The following is a 19,122-nucleotide window of genomic DNA, read 5'->3' as shown; positions in this document are numbered from 1 at the left end:
GCTTTTCCATCCAACGTGCGAAGGAAGCGGGACCCCGGGTCAAGCCCGGGGTGACGAAATCATTGTGCGTTAAACCGCCGTCACCGCCGCTATGATTCCGGTTTCGGGGAAGAGCAGCGCGAGATCGGCGGTCAGAGCATCGGCATTGAGGCCAGGGTTGCGCGCGGCATAGCCCGCCATGGCGGCTTGCGCGCCGTGTAGCGCAAAGACACCGTCGCCAAGCGTGATTGGTTCGCCGCCGCGCGTTACGCCGAAGGCCTTTTTCGCGAGCGCGAGGCGCTCCCCGAACTGCCCCACTGGGCCCCCGCCCACGAAGTCGCGCAGCGCGACGGCTGCGGCGAAGGCTTGCTCCGGCTCGCCACCGATCTCGCCAGCTGCAAGCAGGAAGCCGGTTTCGCAGCGTTGGTGGACATGGAAGCAGCCCGCCGCCGCGCCCGGCAAGGTGCGGATCGACAGGGCGGCGTCGCCATGATGTTCGGAAATGTCCGGAAAGTGCCGTGCGCGCAGCTCGGCTATGGCGCTGCCGGGAGCGATCAGCTGCTTGTCCTCGAGCCGGGCAAGCTCGTCGGTCACGCTCTTGTCGATCAGCTGGATCGCATCGGCGAGGTCGCGGACCTCGACGATCGACAGGCTGTCGTCATCGTCGTCGGCACCATGCGCGGCGATGATCGCGCGGGTGCGCCGGAACTCGCGGCTGACGCGCCGGCCGACGACCAGCCCCAGCAGGATCGCCAGCACCGCCGATCCGCCGACCAGCGCGACCGCGAGGCGCTTGAGGTGGAAGGTCATCCGCGCCAGCGGCCGGGCATCTATATCGACGACGACCATCGCGCCGCGCCCGGCGGGCGCGATCGCGCTGATCCGCGGATCGCCCGCCGCGTCCTCCCAGGTGCCGATGATCTCGGGCCGGGCGGGCGCCGTAATCTTGCGCGCAGTGATGAGCGGCCGGTCGAGCAGGTTGAGCGGCGCCCTGCCGGGCTGGGCCAGATAGAGCGCGCGGAGCCCGGGGATGTTGCCGGTCGATGCGTGGAGTGCGGCGAGGCGGTGCCGCTGGGCGAGATCGGCGAAGGGATCGGCGGCCTCGCGCGCGAACTCGGCGACGGTGACGGCGGCGGCGAGCGCCTGGCCGCGCAGGCCCGCCTCCATATCGCGGCTCTCCTCGCGATAGAGCAGCAGGCTGTTGACCCCGGCGAGCAGCAGGAACAGCGGCAGCGCGAGCAGGACGAGGATGATCCGCACGCTCATCGTCCCGCCTCCTGCGCGCCGATCAGCGACACGATGAATTCGGGAAATTCGCGCGCGATGGTGAAGGCGTGCGGCTTGGCGATCTGGAGCGCGGTCAGCCCGGCAGGCCCTGCGCGATAATCCTCGCGCGCGGGCAGGCCGAAGAGCAGCCCGGGTGCGTCGAACAGGAGCGGGGCCGCCGAGCCGCCTGCGCCCGTCACCGCGCCTTCGATGCAGGCGAGCAGCGTTTCGGCGATGTCGCCCGCCGCGAGGATGAGCTGACCGGATTCGAACCGCCGCACCGTCGATCGCGCAACGATCATGGCGATCGTCGCGGGATCGAGTGCGTCGAAGCCGGGAAGGCGTTGCAAGGCTTCGATCACGACGCCGCTCCGATCTCGACGATGCGGCCATCGCCGAGCATGACCGCTGCGGTCTCATCGCGGGCCAGGCGCAGCACGGGGCCGAAAGTCCCGATGCGTTCGGCCAGCGCCGGATCGGCGGCGATGCGCTCGGCGATCCGGGCGGCGGCGGCACGGCGGAGCAGCGCATCGCCATCGTCCGTGTCGGGGCCGGTGAAAATGAGTGCGCCGTGCTGCGCCGCCGTGCGCAGGCGGGCGTCGCGTTCCTCGGCGGCCGCTTTCTGCTGGTCGGCCGCGAGGGCCTTGCGGCGGTCGACCAGCGTTCCGGTCATCGTTGCGGCGCTGCCGGCGAGCGAGGTCCGGAGCAAGGCGATGTCGCGAGGGGCCGGGAACTCCGCCAGCGGCCGATGATCACCGCCGGCGATGCGCAGCGCTTCCTGCCGCAGCCGGTCGAGCGGACGGGCGATGCGGCGCACGACGACGAGCACCGCGAGCACGCAGGCGAGCAGCGACGCCATGCCGATCACCACGCTGGTGAACAGCGCGTTCTGTGTCGCGACCCGGATCAGCGACACGTTGACGTCGGCCCCGGCGGTGGCGACGATCCGCCCCCGGCCGTCGCGCAGCGGAGCAGCAGCGGTCTTCAGCAGGCCCCATTGTTGCTGATATTCGATCGGCGAGAGATGGACGGTGCCGCGCGCGATCGAACGGCGCACGCCCGCCAGCGTCTCTGCGGGGAGATCGTCTTCCGCGCCGATCGGCGAATGTTCTTCGCCCTGGGTGCTGTCGAGGACATAGATGATGTCCTGACTGCCGCCCAATATCTGGGTGTAGAGATAGGTCAGGTCGAGCCCTTCGCGGATCCGCCGCATCGGGCGCACCGCGCGCAGATAATCCTGGCCTCGCTCGGCAGCTTCGGCAGCGGCCTCGTCGGGCTTGGCGCGGGCAATGGCGATCAGCCGGTCATGGTCGCGGCCGTCGATCAGCGCGCCGGCCAGCGTGCTGGTGGTGATCAGCTTGCGGTCGAAGCCCTCGAGAATGGTGGCGTAGAGCCGGTTGTAGGTCAGCAGGCCCAGGCCGATCGCGACAAGGCCGATCGCGGGCAGGAAGACGCGCAGCAACAGGGTCTGGATGGGCATGCTACGCCGCATAGCTGCGATCGTCCGTGGCGCGGTACATCGACAGCGCGAGGTCGGCATAGCGGCTGGCGAAGTCCATCACCTCGTGCCGTGCAAGCCAATGCTGCGAACCGTCGGCCATCGTCACCGCGATCGCGTCGGGCGCGGGGCGGTCGTCGCGCAGGATCATGGCAAGGCGGGTCTGCACCTCGATCGTCGCGGGCGCGAAGGCGGGAAGGGCGGCGATCGCGTCGATGCGGTCGACCAGCGTGTGGCGCGCCGCGCCGTCCAGGCCGAGCAGGGTCGCGATGGTGGCGCGCGCGGTGCGGCCGATGCCCGGGCGCAGCCCCTTGCGCAAGCGCGGGCCCCATTCGGCCGGGGGCGCCAGGTCGCGGATCGCCTGGGCGGCGGCGACCAGTTCGATCGGATTGGTCGAGGCGAGACGCTCGTCGAGCAGGTCGATCAGCGGCCGGGCGGCGACGGCGGCCGAAGGACGGCGGTCGATCAATTCCTTGAGCATCAGAAAGGTCGGCCGGTCGACGCCATTTTCGATCGCTTCGATGGCATTGGCGCGCACCTTGGGATTTTGCGAATGAAGCGACACCACGAGCAGGTCGAAATCGGGCAGCCGGCCACCGATCGCCAGCAACTCGATCACGAGGTCGGTCGCTGTGCCGACCTGCTGCCGGTAGAAGCGGGCGAGGGTGCGAGTGGCGCGCGACGGCTCGGGCACGGCTTCGAGCGTTTCGGCCAGGGCGGATCGGGGCCGCGCGCGTTCCAGTTCGCCGCGCACCAGCGCGTCAAGGCGCGAGGTGAAGAGCGGCAGCGACAGCTTCGCCAGCGCCCGCCCTGCCAGCGCGCGGGCGATCGGATGCTGGTCGGGATCGCCGAGTTCGGCGGCGAGGCGTGGAATCGCGGTGTCGCCCCAGTCTGCGATGAGATGCTCGATCGCGTGGCGCTCGCGTGGGCCCAGCCAGGCGGCGCTCGAGACGATCTGCGGCACGGCCTCGACATCGCGGGTGGCGCGCAGCTGGGCCATCGCCCGCTCGCGCTCGGCGCGATCGGGCGAACGCAGGCGATTGAGCAGCGTGGCGGCCGACGCCGGTTCGGCGGCCGATGGCGCGGGCGGGGCGGCGTGCTGGCCGAAATCGAGCAGCATCGCCTGCATGTTGCGCGCCATCGCCGCCGGGTAGAGCTGCCGCAGCAGGATGACGATCAGCAGCAGCGCGACGCCGAGGATCACGCCGATTCCAGACAATTCGCGCATGTCCATCCGGTCCGCGGCGATGAGCAGGAAGCCGCCCGCGACGAAGCTGGCGAGCGGCTCGGCCATTCCCTCGACGATCGTGCGCACCGGCCGCTTGGTGGCCGAGGGAACCGCGTTGAACAGCATGTTCTGGTTGTTGTATTCGATCGAGGTCAGGATGCCGTGATAGGCGAAGAAGGCGGCGAGCGCGCCTTCGAACGAGCCGGTGACGAACAGGAAGCCGAAGGCGGCGAAATAGGATAGCGGCATGATCAGCGCGACGTTGCGCACCCCGATCCGCCCCACCAGCCGGTTGAAGACGAACAGGCAGATGAACATGTTGAAGATGTTCGCGCCAGCGTAGAGCTTGCCGAGCAGGCTGGCCAATTCGGCCTCGCTGCGGCCCTGCTGGAACACGGTGGAATATTGGAATTCGGCGAGGTTGGTCAGCAGCAGGGTGACGAAGAGGACAAGGGTGAGGACCAGCGTATAGCGCGAGGTGCGGAAGGTGGCCGCGACCTCGCCGACCTGTTCGGTGACGCTGCCGTCGCCCTCCTCGACATCGCTGTCGGCGATCTTCGCCCAGCGGCGGCGCAGCAACATCGCCACCGGCAAGGTCACGATCGCGACGCCCGACCAGATCAGGAAGAAGCCGCGCAGCGAGACCGACCCCGCGAGCTGGCTGACGATCAGGCCGCCGCAGGTCATGCCGAAGGCGGTGGCCGCGGCGAGCAGCGGGAAGAGCCGCTTGCCGTCCTGGATTGTGAAATAGGCGTCGGTATAGTTCCAGAACAGCGAGTAGAGCGCGATATACCACATCGCCAGGTAGAGCTTCAGGCCGAAATAGACCGGCAGTTCCCAGCTGGGCGGCAGCGCCATGCCGAGTATGGCATAGGAGAGCAGCCCGCCGGCGATGAGCAGGCCGATGGTCGCGTCGACGACATGATCGAGCGAGTAGCGCACCAGCAGGTAGGAGAAGACCCCGGTGTAGAGCAGCATCACCCCGGGCGTCATCATGAAGATGAGCGCGAGATTGTCCGCCCCGGCATGGGCCAGGAAGGCGGCGTCGCCCGCGCTGAAGCCGATGCCCAGCCCCATCTGCAGCAGGAATCCCAGCAGCGCGAAGGGCGCGAGTTTCGGCCATTCGCCGGGCGCCACCCGAAGCAGGCGGTTGATCAACGCTGTCAATTGCCGCCCCCTTGTCGCCCGCTTCCGGTTTGGGCTACCGCTGCCCGCCGCGCGATGCGATAGTCCTCACGCCGTAGCGGTTTTCGGGGCGATCCGGGGTGGATGCAAGGGGGAAGATGGAATGAATGGCAGCGTGCCGCGCCGTCCGCGCCGCTTCGGCCTGCGGCCTCAGCTCCTGCTGCTGCTGTTCGCGCTGAACATTGTCGCGGCGGTCGCCTATTCGGTGATGCTCTATTCGATCGACCGGCGCGAGATCATCGCCGGGATCGACCATAAGCTGCGCACTGCGGTCAACGCGACGCACGAGCTGATCCCCACCGGTTATCACCGCCGTGTCCATGGGCCGGATTCGATCTCCAAGGCCGAGTTCGACCGGGTGCAAGCGAAGCTGTCGCGCTTCGCCAACGCGTCCGACATCATCTATGTCTACAGCTATATGCGCTTCGACGGGCATATCTACACGGTGGCAACGAGCGCGACGGCGAAGGAGATACGCGAAGGCCGCCAGACGCGCTTCTTCACCCGCTACGACACCGCGCCGGCCCAGCTCTACCAGAGCTTCGCCGATGGCCGGACCCGCTTCGACGAATATAAGGACAGTTTCGGCAGCTTCCGGTCGATCTACATGCCGGTGCGGTCGCCCGACGGGCGCATTCACGTGCTGGGCGCGGACATAGACCTCGCCTCGCTCGACCGGCGGCTCACCAAGGCGCTGTTCACCTCGATCCTCGTCGGGGTCGGCATGTTCCTGCTGTCGATGCTGGTGGGCAGCCTGCTGGTCAACCGGATCGTCGGACCGCTGGTCCGCCTGACCTCCTATACCCGCAATATCGAGGAGCGGAGCTTCCAGTCGAACGAGCAGGAACTGGAGGCGATGCAGAAGATCAGCGGGTCGCGCGGCGACGAGGTGGGCAGCCTCGCCGAGGCGATGTCGGGGATGATCTCGCGGTTGCAACGCTATCTGATCGAGATGGAGGCGGCGACCGCGGCGCGCGAGCGCGTCGAGGGCGAATTGTCCGCCGCGCGCGACATCCAGATCGGCATGGTGCCGCGCGAGTTCCCGGCCTTTCCCGACCGCAAGGATATCGACATCCACGCGCTGCTCGAACCGGCCAAGGAGGTGGGCGGCGACCTCTATAATTATGCGATGATCGACGAAAATCGGCTGTTCTTCGTGATCGGCGACGTCTCCGGCAAGGGGGTGCCCGCCGCGCTGTTCATGGCGATGACCAGCACGCTGTTCAAGGCGGCGTCGATCACCGCGAAGGACACTGCCGCGCTGATGGCGCGGGTCAATGCAGAGCTGGTGCGCGACAATGTCGCCAACCTGTTCGTCACCGCCTTCTGCGGGGTGATCGACCTGCGCGACGGCAGCATCGAATATAGCGATGCGGGCCATGAAGCCCCCTTCCTGCTGCGCGCCGACGGCAGCGTATCGCGGCTGGCCAAGCCCGAGGGCATGGCGCTGGGCATTTTCGACGACATCGAGTTCGCGAAGGCGACGGTGCGGCTGGCGCCGGGCGACGCGCTGGTGCTGTTCACCGACGGCGTGTCCGAGGCGACACGCGCCGACGAGGAGCTGTTCGCGGTCGAGCGGATCGAGGCGGCGCTGGCCGGGCTGGCGAAGGCGCCATCGGCGGCGGGCATCGCGACCGATCTGGCCGAGCGGGTGAACATCTTCGTCGGCGATGCGCCGCAGTTCGACGATATCGCGATATTGGTCGTCCAGTACCGCGGCGTGTGATCAGTTAGAAACTGACGGCTAATGGGTTCGTTGGTGGTTACGTGACCTTTCAACACCTGACCCGTCACCCTGAACTTGTTTCAGGGTCCATGCTGCCACCTGTTCCGATGCTCCAGTGGAACAGTGGATGCTGAAACAAGGTCAGCATGACGGCAAGAAGAGGGTCTTCAGCCTTTAAGTGTCAACGGATGACATAGCCTGGGAATCAGCCGCCCAGAGCGAGCCGGGGCCGCTGCACGCCGTGCATCTTGCGCAGATAGAGCCGCATATCGCCAATCACCCGCTCGATGTCCGAGATCGGGGAAGGCGGCATCGCGGCGGCCTTCGCCATGTGCGGGCATTGCTCGACCTCCCATGGCATGAAGTCGAAATCCGATCCGGCCTCGAGCATCCAGATGATCGGATAGGGGCGGCCGAACATCACCCCCTTCAGCTCCTCCGCGCCGATCAGGTAGAGCGCGGCGTCTCCCAGATTCTTCGCCGAAAGGACGAGGTCCGCCACGTCGAACGACAGCGCCAGGCAGGCGGGGCGGGCGAATTTGGTGACGCGGAAGCCGAGGTCGAGATCGGGGCCGATGAAGTCGATCGCGCGGACGCCGTCGCCGCCCGACAGTTCGGGAATCTCCAGCTCGATATTGGCGGTGCCGAAATCGGCGAGCCAGGCGGTGCCCTTCAGCCGCAGCGGCAGATCGGCCAGGTAGCGCTCCTCATAGGCGATGATCGTGCGGTAGAGCGCGAGCAGCAGGTTCACCAGTTCCTCGACGCTGCCCGGGGTCGCGACGAAGATCACCTCGTCGCCCATCACCTTCCACACCTCTACCGAGGGTGTCTCGCCCTCTTCGAGAAAGGCGAAGCCGACCTGTCCGGCGAGCATCAGCGGGAAATTGGTGAAGAAGGTGCGGAAGGTGTCGAGCCAGCTGCCGCCATCGGTGAAGCGCGCCTTGAACTGGGTCGAACCGGCCATGTCGACCGAAAGGAACAAGCGCACCATGAGAGGTTTCCCTAGAAGGTCGCCTTGACCGAGGCGACGAGTCCCGCGCCGCCATTATGCCCGGCTTCGAGCGCGCCGCCATAGTTGCTGTCGACATAGGAGGCCGAAATCTCCAGCGCGTCGAGCTTGTAGGTCAGGCCGGCCGACCAGTCCCATTTTTCGTCATAGCCGCCATTTTCGCGGCCCACCGCGAAGGACGCGGTCAGCGGCGTGCCGATAATCGCGACGTCGGCGCCGAGCCCGGCGTAGAAATTGTCGCGGGTCGTGTTCCACTGGTCGGGGGTATAGGCGAGGGTCAGCGTCGTCGTGACCGGGCCGATCGTCCGCGCCACGGTCGATTGCAGCTCGACATAGTTCACGCCGTGGCCGCCCGGATAGAGATAGCCGAGCACGGTGGCGGTATAGTCGAATCCGCCGGCCGAGCCGCCATAGCCGCCATAGAGATCGACCTCGATCTTCGAACCGCCATAGTCGGCGATGTTCGACGCCCAGGTGCCGACGAAGAAGCCCGAGCTGAACGCCGCGTCGACCCCGCCCTGCACCGCGGGGTCGCGGTTGGACAGGCTGATGCCGCGAAAGCGATAGTCGGAGACGACCGCGAGATTGTAGGAAATCGCGACCGGCGGGGTCTCCGCGCCGTCTTCGGCATGCGCCGTGGTGGGAAGGAACGCGGCCAGCGCCGCAACGACTGTGATGAACTGCCCCCGCATCGCGCCATCATGGCGTGCAAGCGACGTAACGTAAACTCGCTTTATCGCGTTTCGGCCGCCGTCAGTTCGCGGATCATCGCGCGGACGTTCTCGACATGCGTGATCACCGCGCGTTCGGCGGCGTCCGCGTCGCCCGCCGCGATCCGGTCGATGATCGCGCGATAGTCGGCGAGGCGGATGCCCTGCAACCGGTGCGACGGATATTGCGCATGGATGATGTGCATGCCGATCGCGGGGAACAGGCGCTGCAGCTCGCGACTGCCGCCGATCAGCAGGATGGCGCGGTAGAAGATACGGCGCGCGCGGCCGAAACGCGCGGGATCGCCCGACGCCGCCGCCTCGTCGAGATCGGCGATCACGCCGTTGACCAGCGCCGCATGACCCGGGTGGTAGCCCGCCGCCGCCGCCCGCGCCGCCAGCCGCGTCATCGCCGAGGCGACGTCCATCACGTCCATGCATTCGGCGAGGTTCAGCCGGCGGATCGCGGGTGAGCGGTTGGGGCTGAGATCGACGACGCCGCGCGCGACGAGATGCTGCATCGCCTCCCGCACCGCATTGCGGCCGACCTCGAACCGCGCGGCGAGCTCGGTTTCGATCAGCCGCTGCCCCGGCACCATGCGGCCGGTTTCGAGGTCGTGCAGCACGCCGAGATAGACACGGCGGCCCGCGCCGGCCGGTTCGTAGCTGAGCCAATCGTCGGGGGGCGGGAAGGGCGTGGCTGAATCCATCGCCGTTGATTGTTCCACAATCTTGTTCCATAGTCGATCGAAATCATCAGGAGTCGAAGATGCCCGATTTGTTCAGCCTGCATGGCAAGACCGCGTTCGTCACCGGGGCGTCGGGGGGGCTCGGCGCGCATTTCGCCGAGGTGCTGGCGCAGGCCGGCGCCGAGGTGATCGTCGGCGCCCGGCGCGAGGCGGCGCTGGCGGCGGTGGCGGAGCGGATCCGCGCGGCGGGCGGCAACTGCACCACCACCGCGCTCGACGTGACGAGCAGCGACAGCATCGCCGCGGTAGAGCCGCTGCTCGCGAAGACCGACATATTGGTCAACAATGCCGGGATCGCCGTCGACAAGCCCTTCCTCGACGCGACCGAGGCGGACTGGGACGCGGTGGTCGACACCAACGCCAAGGGCATGTTCCTGATGACCCAGGCGCTGGGCCGCGCGGTGCAGGCGCGCGGGAGCGGCGGCTCGATCATCAACATCGCATCGATCGTCGGCCTGCGGCAGAGCGCGAGGATTGCGAGCTACGCCGCGTCGAAGGCGGCGGCGGTACAGCTGACCAAGGTCGCCGCACTCGAACTCGCGCGCTTCGGCATCCGCGTCAACGCGATCTGCCCCGGCTATATCGAGACCGACATCAACGCAGGCTTCTGGGAAACCCCGGCCGGACAGGCGATGATGAAGCGCATCCCGCAGCGCCGCACCGGTCAGGCGTCCGAGCTGGACGGGCCGCTGCTGCTGCTCGCGTCGGATGCGTCCTCCTACATGACCGGATCGGTGATCGTCGCCGATGGCGGCCATCTCGTCAGCTCGCTGTAAAGGAGAAGCAGGATGACCGAACGCGCCCGGGCGATTGCCGCCAAGGTCGAAAGCTTCGTCCGTGAGACGGTGGTCCCCTATGAGAAGGACCCGCGCGCGACCAGCCATGGGCCGACCGGGGATCTGGTCGACGAGCTGCGCGGCAAGGCGCGCGCGGCGGGGGTGCTGACCCCCCACATTCTGCCTGACGGTTCGCACCTGACCCAGCGCGAGACGGCGATCGTGCTGATCAAGTCGGGTCTGTCGCCGCTCGGCCCGGTCGCGGTCAACACCATGGCCCCCGACGAGGGCAATATGTACATGATCGGCAAGCTGGGCACCGCCGAGCACAAGCGCCGCTTCCTCGACCAGCTGATCGCGGGCGAGAGCCGGTCGGCCTTCTTCATGACCGAGCCGGCCGGTGACGGCGGCGCGGGCTCCGACCCGTCGATGATGAAGACGACCTGCCGCCTCGACGGCAACCATTGGGTGATCAACGGGCGCAAGGCGTTCATCACCGGCGCCGACGGCGCGAAGGTGGGCATCATCATGGCGAAGTCCGAAGACGGCGCGTGCATGTTCCTGGTCGACCTGCCCGATCCGGCGATCCGGATCGAACGGGTGCTGGAGACGATCGACAGCTCGATGCCCGGCGGCCATTCGATCGTGACGATCGACAATCTGCGCGTACCCGCCGATCAGATGATGGGCGCGAGCGGCGAAGGCTTCCAATATGCCCAGGTCCGGCTGAGCCCGGCGCGGCTGTCGCACTGCATGCGCTGGCTGGGCTGCGCGATTCGCGCGCAGGAGATCGCGACTGCCTATGCCTGCACCCGCGAGGCGTTCGGAAAGAAGCTGATCGACCATGAAGGGGTCGGCTTCATGCTCGCCGAGAATATGATCGATCTCCAGCAGTCGGAACTGATGATCGATTGGTGCGCGGGCGTGCTGGATAGCGGATCGCTCGGCACCACCGAAAGCTCGATGGCGAAGGTGGCGGTGTCGGAGGCGCTCTACCGGGTCGCTGACCGCTGCGTGCAGGTGATGGGCGGGACGGGCGTTTCGGGCGATACGGTGGTCGAGCAGATATTCCGCGAGATCCGCGCCTTCCGCATCTATGACGGCCCGACCGAGGTGCACAAATGGTCGCTCGCCAAGAAGATAAAGCGCGACCATGCGAAAGCGCATGCCGCATGAGCAACGACATCGGTCAGGACGCGAACAGCGGGACCACGCCGGTCCGCGAGGGGTTCGGTTTCGACGAGGCGGCGCTCGCGCGCTGGATGAGCGAACATGTTCCTGGCTTTACCGGGCCGATGGCCGTCGAGCAGTTCAAGGGCGGCCAGTCCAACCCGACCTACAAGCTGGTGACGCCAGGCAAGGCCTATGTGCTGCGCCGCAAGCCGCCGGGGCAGCTGCTCAAAGGCGCGCATGCCGTCGAGCGCGAGGCGCAGGTGCTGACCGGGCTGGCGAAGGCGGATTTCCCCGTCGCGCATGTCCATGCCTTGTGCACCGACGACGCGGTGATCGGCACCTGGTTCTATGTGATGGACATGGTCGAGGGGCGCGTCTTCTGGGACGCGGCGCTGCCCGAGGTGCCGCGCGACGAGCGCCCGGCCTATTATGACGCGATGAACGCGACGATCGCGGCGCTACACAGCGTCGATTATCAGGCGGTCGGCCTCGGCGAATACGGCAAGCCCGGCAATTATTTCGAGCGGCAGATCGCGCGCTGGACGCGGCAATATCTCGACGATGCCGAAGCGGGGCGCGACGAGCATATGGACCGGCTGATCGAATGGCTGCCCGCCAATATTCCGCCGGGCGAGGAGACCAGCATCGTCCATGGCGACTTCCGCATCGACAATATGATATTTCACCCGACCGAGCCGCGCGTCCTGGCGGTGCTCGACTGGGAGCTGTCGACCCTCGGTCATCCGCTCGCCGACTTCGCCTATCATGCGATGATGTACCAGATGCCGCCGCACATCGTCGCGGGGCTGGCGGGCGCGGACCTGACCGCGCTCAACCTGCCCAGCGAGGAAGACTATATCGCCGCCTATTGCGCGCGCACCGGGCGCGGCTCGATCCCCGGCTGGCGCTTTTACACCGCGTTCAACTTCTTCCGCCTCGCCGCGATCTTCCACGGCATCAAGGGACGCGTGATCCGCGGCACCGCCGCGTCGGCGCGCGCCGCCGAACGGGCCCGGGTATTCCCCGAACTGGCGCGGATCGCCTGGGCACAGGCGGCCGCATGAGCATAACCACGCATTGACGCCGGAAGGCGGCGATCCCTAAGATCGTCGCCGGCCGGTTGAGGTGGATCATGCGAGCTAGGGGCATTGCTGTATTTCTGGGTCTCGGCCTGGCGCTGGCCGCCGCGCCCGCGCAGGCCGACCAGCTCGTGCGCGAGGGCCATGCGCTCGCGGTGAAGCGCTGTGGCGCCTGCCACGCGACGGGCAAGACGGGCGCGAGCCCGCTTGCGGCCGCGCCGCCGTTCCGCTCGCTCGCCTATCGCTATCCGGTCGAGACGCTCGACGAGGCGCTGGCCGAGGGGATCACCGCCGGGCATCCCGACATGCCGTCGGACCCGTGGGAGCCGGCGGACATCAAGCGCTTCATCGCCTATCTGAACAGCATCGGCCCGAAGCCGGCCCAGCCGCGCTGAACCGGCGGCGTAGCGCCTACAGGATCCAGGGCAGGGCGAGGAAGGCGGCGGCGGCGCTGAGGATCAGCGGCAGCGCCGCGGGCCAGCCGGCGCGCCATCCGGCGATGCTGATCGCGACGACCGCCTTGACCAGCGTGTTGAGCAGCACCGGCAAGGAGAGCACCAGCCCCGCCGTCCGCCCGTCGATCGCCCCGGCGGGCAGGCCGCCCATCGTGATGATCGCCGAATCCACGTCGATCATTCCCGAAATGGCGAGCGCGGTCGCGAGGCCCGCGTCACCGAAGCGCAGGAGCGCGGCGTTCGCCACCACCGAGAGAAACATCACCAGGCCGACGAGCATCAGCGCCGGCCAGATGGCGAAGGGATTACGGACGGCGATCTCCCCGTCGCTGCCGCTCCCGGTCTGGGTGCGGCGGAGGAACCAGCCCGTGCAGAGCAGGCTGACCATCGCCGGCGCGCCGATCACCGCCGCAAGCCACGGCAGCGCGAAGGGCGCGAGCATCGCGGCCATGACCAGCACGCGCATGAACATCACCGCCGAGGCGGCGGCGACGCCCGCGATGAGGCTGGGCGTTTCGAGTTCGCCCGCGCGCAGCCGGGTGGCGAGCGAGGCCGTCACCGCAGTCGACGAGATCATCGCGCCCGCGGCGGCGGTAGCGATAATCCCGCGTGAGGGGCCCAACCATTTGGAGACGAAATAGCCGATGAACGACAGGCCCGAGACGAGCACGACCATGATCCACAGCTGGTGCGGATTCCAGGCGTCGAATGGCCCCATGTCGCGATCGGGCAGCAGCGGCAGGATGGCGAGGGCGATCAGTGCGAAGCGGGCGATCGCCTGAAGCTCCACCTTGTCGAGCCGTTCGATCCAACCATGGAGCTGTTCGCGCATCGACAGGATCAGGGTCATGATCGCGGCGGACACCGAGGCGAGGACCGGCTGCCCCGTGGCCGCCAGCAGGCCGATGCCGAGGGTCAGCAGCATGGCGATCGCGCCGGTCGCGCTGACACTTGCCCCCTGAATGACCGATCGCCGGTAGCCGATGACGATCAGCCCCGCGGTGGCGACGAACAGGCCCGCGCCGATCGCGATGTGGACGCCCGTCGCCAGCGCTCCGCACAGCGCGCCGGTGAGCCCGAGAAGCGCGAAGGTGCGGATCCCCGCGACGCGGGTGCCCGGTATTGCGGAGCGGCTCGACCAGCCCCGTTCGATGCCGATCAGGAAACCGAGCGCCAGCCCCAGCGCCACATATTCGAGGCCGTCGACGTTCACCGCCCCGACACCGGCGGGACGGCCGCAGCGGCCCGCGTCACTTCGAGGTCAGCGTCCAGACGCCGTCCCAGTCCGCCGCGGGCGGCGCCTTGGCGAAGGCGCGGCAGCGTTCGACATACATCGCCGAGGGGCCGTCGCCGGGCATCGCCTTGAGTGCGGCGAGGAAATGCTCTTCGGCCTCCCGCCATTGCATCGCCCGATAGGCGGCGAGGCCCGACGCATAATGTTCGAGCATCGCGCCGAGGCCGCGGTCGACCTCGTCGGCGCGATAGCCGAGCGATTCATGGACGCCGACCGGGAAGTCCTTGCCCTTCACCCGGATCAGGTCGATCTCGCGCACCAGCCGCGGGTCGGCGAGGCGGGCATAGGTGAATTCGGAGAAGAGGATCTTCGAGCCATAGGCCTTGTTCGCGCCCTCGAGCCGCGAGGCGAGGTTCACGCTGTCGCCGATGACGGTATATTCCATGCGCTTGATCGAGCCGATATTGCCGACGATCACGTCGCCGGTGCTGATCCCCAGGCCGATGTCGATCGGCGCTTCGCCCATAGCGGTGCGCTTCAGGTTGAGCGCCTTCAGCTCGACCAGCATCCGGTTCGCGGTGGCGATGGCATTGTCGGCGTCGTTCGGCCCGGCGAACGGCGCGCCGAACAGCGCCATGATCGCGTCGCCGATATATTTGTCGAGGATGCCCTTATTCTCGAAGATGACGTCGACCATCTCGGTGAAATAGCTGTTGAGCATCGCCACGGTTTCGCGCGCGCCGATCTTCTCGGCGATCGTGGTGAAGCCGCGCACGTCGGAGAAGAGGATCGAGACCGTCTGGTCCTTACCGGTCAGCTGGTCCTCGCCCGCCTCGAGCAGCTGATCGGCGACCTCCTTCGACATGTAGCGCGCCATGGTGGAGCGGACGCGCTTCTCGCTGGTGATGTCCTCCATCACCAGCATCGAGCCGATCACCGCATCATTGGCGTCGACCAGCGGGGCGGCGGTGAGATTGATCGAGGCGGCCTGGCCATCGTTGCCGACCAGCTCGGCGTCGACCGCCAGATAGGCCTCGCGATCGCGGTCGGTGCGTTCCAGCCGCTCGGCGATCCAGGCGTTCTTGCCCGAAAAGGCGTCGCGCGCGCGGGTGCCGATCAGCCCGTCCGGGGCCTTGAGCAAGGTTCGCGCGGCCTCATTGCTGGTGACGATGCGGGTGTCTTCGTCGAATGTGATCACCGCGTTCGAGGTGCTCTTGAGGATGCTCTCGTTATAATTCTTCATGTAGAGCACGTCGTCGAACAGCCGGGCATTCTCCAGGCACACCGCGATCTGCGCCGAGAAGGCCTTGAGCCGCGCCTCGTCCTTGGCGGAGAAGGCGCTGGCGTCGCGCTTGTTGAGGATCTGGGTGACGCCGATCCGGCCGCCATGCTTGTCGAAGATCGGCTGGCAGAGGATCGAGCGGGTGACGAAGCCGGTCGCCTTGTCGACCTCTGGATTGAAGCGCGGATCGGCATAAGGATCGGAGATATTCTCGGCGACGCCGCTGGTGAACACCGCGCCCGCGATGCCGCGGTTCGACGGCAGGCGGATCTCGCGGACCAGATCGCCCTCGGCGAACAGCGAGAAGAGTTCGTCGCTCTTGCGGTCATAGACGAACAGGGTCGATCGCTCGGCGTTGAGCAGTTCGGTGGTGGCGCGCATGATCCGGGCGATCAGCAGTTCGAGCTTCAACTCGCCGGCGAGATCGTTGCTCATCTCGAGGATCAACTGCTCCTCGCGCAGCGCTTCGAGCATGTGCTGGAAGCCGCGGAAGATGTCGGCATATTCGTCGGTGGAGACCACCTCCAGCTTGACGCCATCGAGCTCGCCGCGCTCGACCATGCGCATCCCGTCGATCAGCCGGCTCGCCGACCGCGACACTTCCTGCGCGGTGAGCAAGGCCATCATCACCGAGCCGAGCATGCAGACGCACACCACGCCGGTGATCCAGATATAGAGCGGCAGCATCATCGAGGGTGTGGGATCGATGCCCTGGAGCACGAACATCCGCTGCACCTTGAAGATGATCGACGCGGCGAAGAAGATGAGCGGCAGCGCGGCGACGAAGATCGTCAGGTAGAGCAGCTTGCTCTTGAGCCGGATCGCGACCAGCTGGTGCTGATATTCAGGCGGCAGGCCGCCGGGCAGCGCTTCGGACAGGCGGACGATCGTGCCCACCATCGCCCTGCTGACCCCGAAATATTCGAAGATCGCATGGGTGGGCGAGGCGAACAGCAGGCAGGTCGCAGCGAACACGATCACCTGCCACGGCACGTAGCCCGCATCGAAGAAATAGTTGCCGAGCGGCAGGGCGATGCAGACCAGCACCGACACCATCGGGCCATGCAGGAAGGTGACCCGCATGAAGGAGTAGAAGGGCAGGTTGAGCGCGCGGACGACCGCCTCGGCCATGACGGGCGGCGGAACCTTCTCCCCCGCGTCCATCGCGCGCAGCGCCCGGTCGATCGGCCGGAAGTGCCGGACCATCAGATAGACGTCGGACAGATTGTAGATCGCGACGACGACTGGGGTCATGCAGACCAGGATGATCCACTGGCGCAGGGTGAGTTCGAGACCGAACAGCACCAGCGCCATGACGATCACGATCGCGAGGGTACAGCCGCCTTGGTACAGCCACATCAGCCGCCAGAACAGCGCGCGCGCCGACGACCGGCCTGCGGCCGGGGCGGGTTTTCCGGTGGCTATTGGCTTGAGTTCGGTCATCGCTGTTGTCGAAGCCGGCCGATGTTCATGCCGCGCCCCTTCGGTCTCCCCATCTTTCCCCGAAGTTCGCCCGCATCGCGAGATCTCCCCGGTGATGATTTGCCGCTCTGCCTGCCGCTTTGTCCAGAAAACTTTGCTTGGACGCCCCGGCCGTGCGGTCACGGCGAAAGGAACAAGATCACCGACGCGACGTTGGTATGATATCCGTTCGTCTATACAGCGCTAAATGACGATTCGATGATTACAGAGTTACTATCGAGTAAAAAGTCATGGTAATGACGTAATTAACCAGATTCATATTTATATCCATAATCGGATATTCAGGATGTCTTAGCACATCCTTCGTATGACTACTTCACTAATTTGATGTCTCCGTGAATCCAGTGGGCTTTTTGGCCTTTTTGGAGCCGGGCGGGTGTCGGTATATGGTGTTGCGTAGCGTATCCTTTCAACGCGCCAGGCGTTTCATGTCCGCGATTCTGGTCGCGGGAATGGCGGCGTTGGCACCGGGCGGCGGGCCTGCCGCCGCGATGCGGTTCGGCGGCACCGAAAGCCGGACCGCGCCGGGCGCTTTCGAGGCGGTCGGCCGGCTCGAATGCCCGACGGCGGGCGGACGTGCGCGCGTCCGCGATGCGACCGGCTGGATATTGGGCGCTGCCGATACCGCCGTCACCGCCGCGCACAGCCTCTATGCCGACGGCGCGGCGATCGATCCGCGCAACTGCTTCTTCAGCCTGCTCAACCCCGACGGATCGGTGCGCGAGACTGCGCGGGTGCGCTATGTCCGCTCGCCCTGGGCCGATGCGCGCCGCCGCAGCGACAGCGCCTATGACGTCGCGGTGCTCAAACTCGACCGGCCAATGGCCGCCGAGCGGGTCGCCGCGGTCGCCGTCCGGCCTAGCGGACGCGCGGTGCAGTTAATATCCTTTCCCGCCGATGCCGCCGATGGCCGCGCGCGCATCAGCAACGGCGAGGCGCGGCCCTTTCCCTATGGCCTGGCACAGGACGGCGCGGGGGGAACGCGCGTGACCGACCCGTCGCGGCTGTTTGCCAGTTCGACGGAGTCTGCGTCGGGATCGTCGGGCGGCATGTATTATGCGCCCGGCGCGCATGCCGCGGTGGGGTTGCATGTCGGCTATGTCTGCGCGGGGAACGACTGTTTCAACATCGGGCTGCGCTTCGACGCCGATATACTGGCAATGATCGCGGAGGTGGCGGCCGACAGCGGCGAACGGATGGCTAGCGCCGACCGCGCGTCGATGCGCGCGTTGCGCTAAGGCGTGACTACGCGTCGCCTTCGCCGGGGCGACGGCTTCTGGTAAACCATCGCGTTCGCAGCAGCGGCGTGATAGTTATCCTCTATCGATCGATGGGGACACCATGCATCTGCGCCTGCTGCGCTATTTCACGGCTCTAGCGCGCGAGGGGCATTTTGCGCGCGCGGCGGAGGTCTGTGGCATCACCCAGCCGACGCTGTCGGCGGGCATCGCCGCGCTGGAGGAGCAGTTCGGCCGCCGGCTGGTGGTGCGCGACCGGCGCTATATCGGGCTGACGCCCGAGGGGCAGGCGATGCTGCCCTGGGCGCAGCAGCTCGTCGCGGTGTTCGAGGGGATGGGCCATGCGATGGAGGCGATGGCCGGGCCGATCCATGGCGAATTCCGGCTGGGCGTTATCCCGGCGGCGCTGCCGGTGGTCGGTTATCTCGCCAAGGCTTTGCTCGAATTGCATCCGGAGCTGAGCCTGTCGGTGCGGTCGATGACCTCGCGCGAGATCGAGCGCGGGCTGAGCGGGTTCGAGATCGACGCGGGGCTGACCTATCTCGATCATGAGCCGCCCGCCGACATGCTGGCAAGCGCGCTCTATGCCGAACATTATATCTTTCTCGCCCATGCCGGGGGTCCCTTTGCCGGGCGCAGCGAGATCGGCTGGGGGGAAGCGGTGCGCGCCGATCTCTGCCTGCTCCACCAGGGGATGCAGAACCGCCGCATCCTCGACGCGCGCATCGCCGAGCGCGGCCTGGCGCTGCATCCGCGTGCGACGGCGGACAGCTATGTCGCGCTGCTGGCGATGGTGCAGGCGGGCGGCTTCGCGACGATCATGCCCGACAGCTATCTGGCGCTGCTGCCGGGGCTGAACTGGGCGCAGATATTGCCGTTCGACGATCCCGCGCCGGCCAGCCGGATCGGCCTGATCGTCCCCAATCGCAGCCCGATCGGCCCGCTGGCGGGGGCGGCGCTGGCGATCGCGCGCAAGGTGAAGCTGCCCAAGGGGTTCGATGTTTGATAGATAGTGTCTATCACTGATGGATATTAGTGATTTGACCCGCCCGT

16 protein-coding genes are annotated in these 19,122 nt (G+C 67.0%); 7 read left to right on the top strand and 9 right to left on the bottom strand.

Translation table 11 applies throughout. The annotated features are described in order from the left end of the window. Positions 1–69: 69 nt before the first annotated feature. From ASE00_RS10440 to ASE00_RS10425, 4 genes are read right to left on the bottom strand one after another with little or no spacing between them, the layout of a single operon-like run. Complete coding sequence (locus tag ASE00_RS10440) at positions 70–1,245, bottom strand: hypothetical protein (protein WP_056379981.1); 1,176 nt, start codon at positions 1,243–1,245, stop codon at positions 70–72. After that, positions 1,242–1,607: a hypothetical protein gene (locus ASE00_RS10435; protein ID WP_056379979.1), complete on the bottom strand. Its 366-nt coding sequence runs from the start codon at positions 1,605–1,607 to the stop codon at positions 1,242–1,244. The genes ASE00_RS10440 and ASE00_RS10435 overlap by 4 nt, the downstream gene beginning before the upstream one ends. Next, complete coding sequence (locus ASE00_RS10430; RefSeq protein WP_056379976.1) at positions 1,604–2,725, bottom strand: HAMP domain-containing protein; 1,122 nt, start codon at positions 2,723–2,725, stop codon at positions 1,604–1,606. The genes ASE00_RS10435 and ASE00_RS10430 overlap by 4 nt, the downstream gene beginning before the upstream one ends. A 1-nt stretch (position 2,726) precedes the next feature. Continuing rightward, positions 2,727–5,138 (bottom strand): hypothetical protein, encoded by a 2,412-nt coding sequence (locus tag ASE00_RS10425; protein WP_056379975.1) that lies wholly within the window; start codon positions 5,136–5,138, stop codon positions 2,727–2,729. A gap of 121 nt (positions 5,139–5,259) precedes the next feature. Between ASE00_RS10425 and ASE00_RS10420 the strand changes: the two genes are divergently transcribed. Further along, entirely contained in the window at positions 5,260–6,882 is a 1,623-nt protein-coding gene (locus ASE00_RS10420; protein ID WP_056379973.1) for a PP2C family protein-serine/threonine phosphatase, read from the top strand. 205 nt (positions 6,883–7,087) lie between these two features. Here ASE00_RS10420 and ASE00_RS10415 read toward each other — a convergent pair whose 3' ends face one another. From ASE00_RS10415 to ASE00_RS10405, 3 genes are read right to left on the bottom strand one after another with little or no spacing between them, the layout of a single operon-like run. Beyond that, a complete protein-coding gene (locus ASE00_RS10415; RefSeq protein WP_056379971.1) occupies positions 7,088–7,873 on the bottom strand; it encodes a hypothetical protein in 786 nt (261 codons plus the stop codon). Between the two features lie 11 nt (positions 7,874–7,884). After that, a complete protein-coding gene (locus tag ASE00_RS10410) occupies positions 7,885–8,583 on the bottom strand; it encodes a TorF family putative porin (protein WP_056379969.1) in 699 nt (232 codons plus the stop codon). Between the two features lie 41 nt (positions 8,584–8,624). Beyond that, positions 8,625–9,311 (bottom strand): GntR family transcriptional regulator, encoded by a 687-nt coding sequence (locus tag ASE00_RS10405; RefSeq protein ID WP_056379967.1) that lies wholly within the window; start codon positions 9,309–9,311, stop codon positions 8,625–8,627. A 59-nt stretch (positions 9,312–9,370) separates the two neighbouring features. Between ASE00_RS10405 and ASE00_RS10400 the strand changes: the two genes are divergently transcribed. From ASE00_RS10400 to ASE00_RS10385, 4 genes are all read left to right on the top strand, one after another. Beyond that, positions 9,371–10,126 carry an SDR family NAD(P)-dependent oxidoreductase gene (locus ASE00_RS10400; RefSeq protein WP_056379965.1) on the top strand — a complete coding sequence of 252 codons (756 nt, stop codon included), beginning with the start codon at positions 9,371–9,373 and terminating at the stop codon, positions 10,124–10,126. Between the two features lie 12 nt (positions 10,127–10,138). Further along, positions 10,139–11,302, top strand: coding sequence for an acyl-CoA dehydrogenase family protein (locus ASE00_RS10395; protein ID WP_056379962.1), 1,164 nt, complete (start codon positions 10,139–10,141; stop codon positions 11,300–11,302). Then, positions 11,299–12,363, top strand: a complete 1,065-nt coding sequence (locus tag ASE00_RS10390; protein WP_056379960.1) for a phosphotransferase — start codon at positions 11,299–11,301, stop codon at positions 12,361–12,363. The genes ASE00_RS10395 and ASE00_RS10390 overlap by 4 nt, the downstream gene beginning before the upstream one ends. A gap of 68 nt (positions 12,364–12,431) precedes the next feature. Then, positions 12,432–12,773 (top strand): c-type cytochrome, encoded by a 342-nt coding sequence (locus ASE00_RS10385; RefSeq protein ID WP_156405379.1) that lies wholly within the window; start codon positions 12,432–12,434, stop codon positions 12,771–12,773. A 16-nt stretch (positions 12,774–12,789) separates the two neighbouring features. Here ASE00_RS10385 and ASE00_RS10380 read toward each other — a convergent pair whose 3' ends face one another. Beyond that, positions 12,790–14,046: an MgtC/SapB family protein gene (locus ASE00_RS10380; protein WP_056379958.1), complete on the bottom strand. Its 1,257-nt coding sequence runs from the start codon at positions 14,044–14,046 to the stop codon at positions 12,790–12,792. Positions 14,047–14,083: 37 nt separating this feature from the next. Further along, positions 14,084–16,792 (bottom strand): adenylate/guanylate cyclase domain-containing protein, encoded by a 2,709-nt coding sequence (locus tag ASE00_RS10375; RefSeq protein ID WP_056379956.1) that lies wholly within the window; start codon positions 16,790–16,792, stop codon positions 14,084–14,086. A gap of 467 nt (positions 16,793–17,259) precedes the next feature. Between ASE00_RS10375 and ASE00_RS10370 the strand changes: the two genes are divergently transcribed. Beyond that, positions 17,260–18,069 carry a trypsin-like peptidase domain-containing protein gene (locus ASE00_RS10370; protein ID WP_056379954.1) on the top strand — a complete coding sequence of 270 codons (810 nt, stop codon included), beginning with the start codon at positions 17,260–17,262 and terminating at the stop codon, positions 18,067–18,069. A gap of 103 nt (positions 18,070–18,172) precedes the next feature. Next, complete coding sequence (locus ASE00_RS10365; RefSeq protein WP_056379952.1) at positions 18,173–19,075, top strand: LysR family transcriptional regulator; 903 nt, start codon at positions 18,173–18,175, stop codon at positions 19,073–19,075. The last annotated feature ends 47 nt before the right edge of the window (positions 19,076–19,122 follow it).

It is taken from the genome of Sphingomonas sp. Root710 (assembly GCF_001429065.1).
Lineage (GTDB): Bacteria > Pseudomonadota > Alphaproteobacteria > Sphingomonadales > Sphingomonadaceae > Rhizorhabdus.
This window is presented reverse-complemented; position numbering and strand designations above follow the sequence as displayed.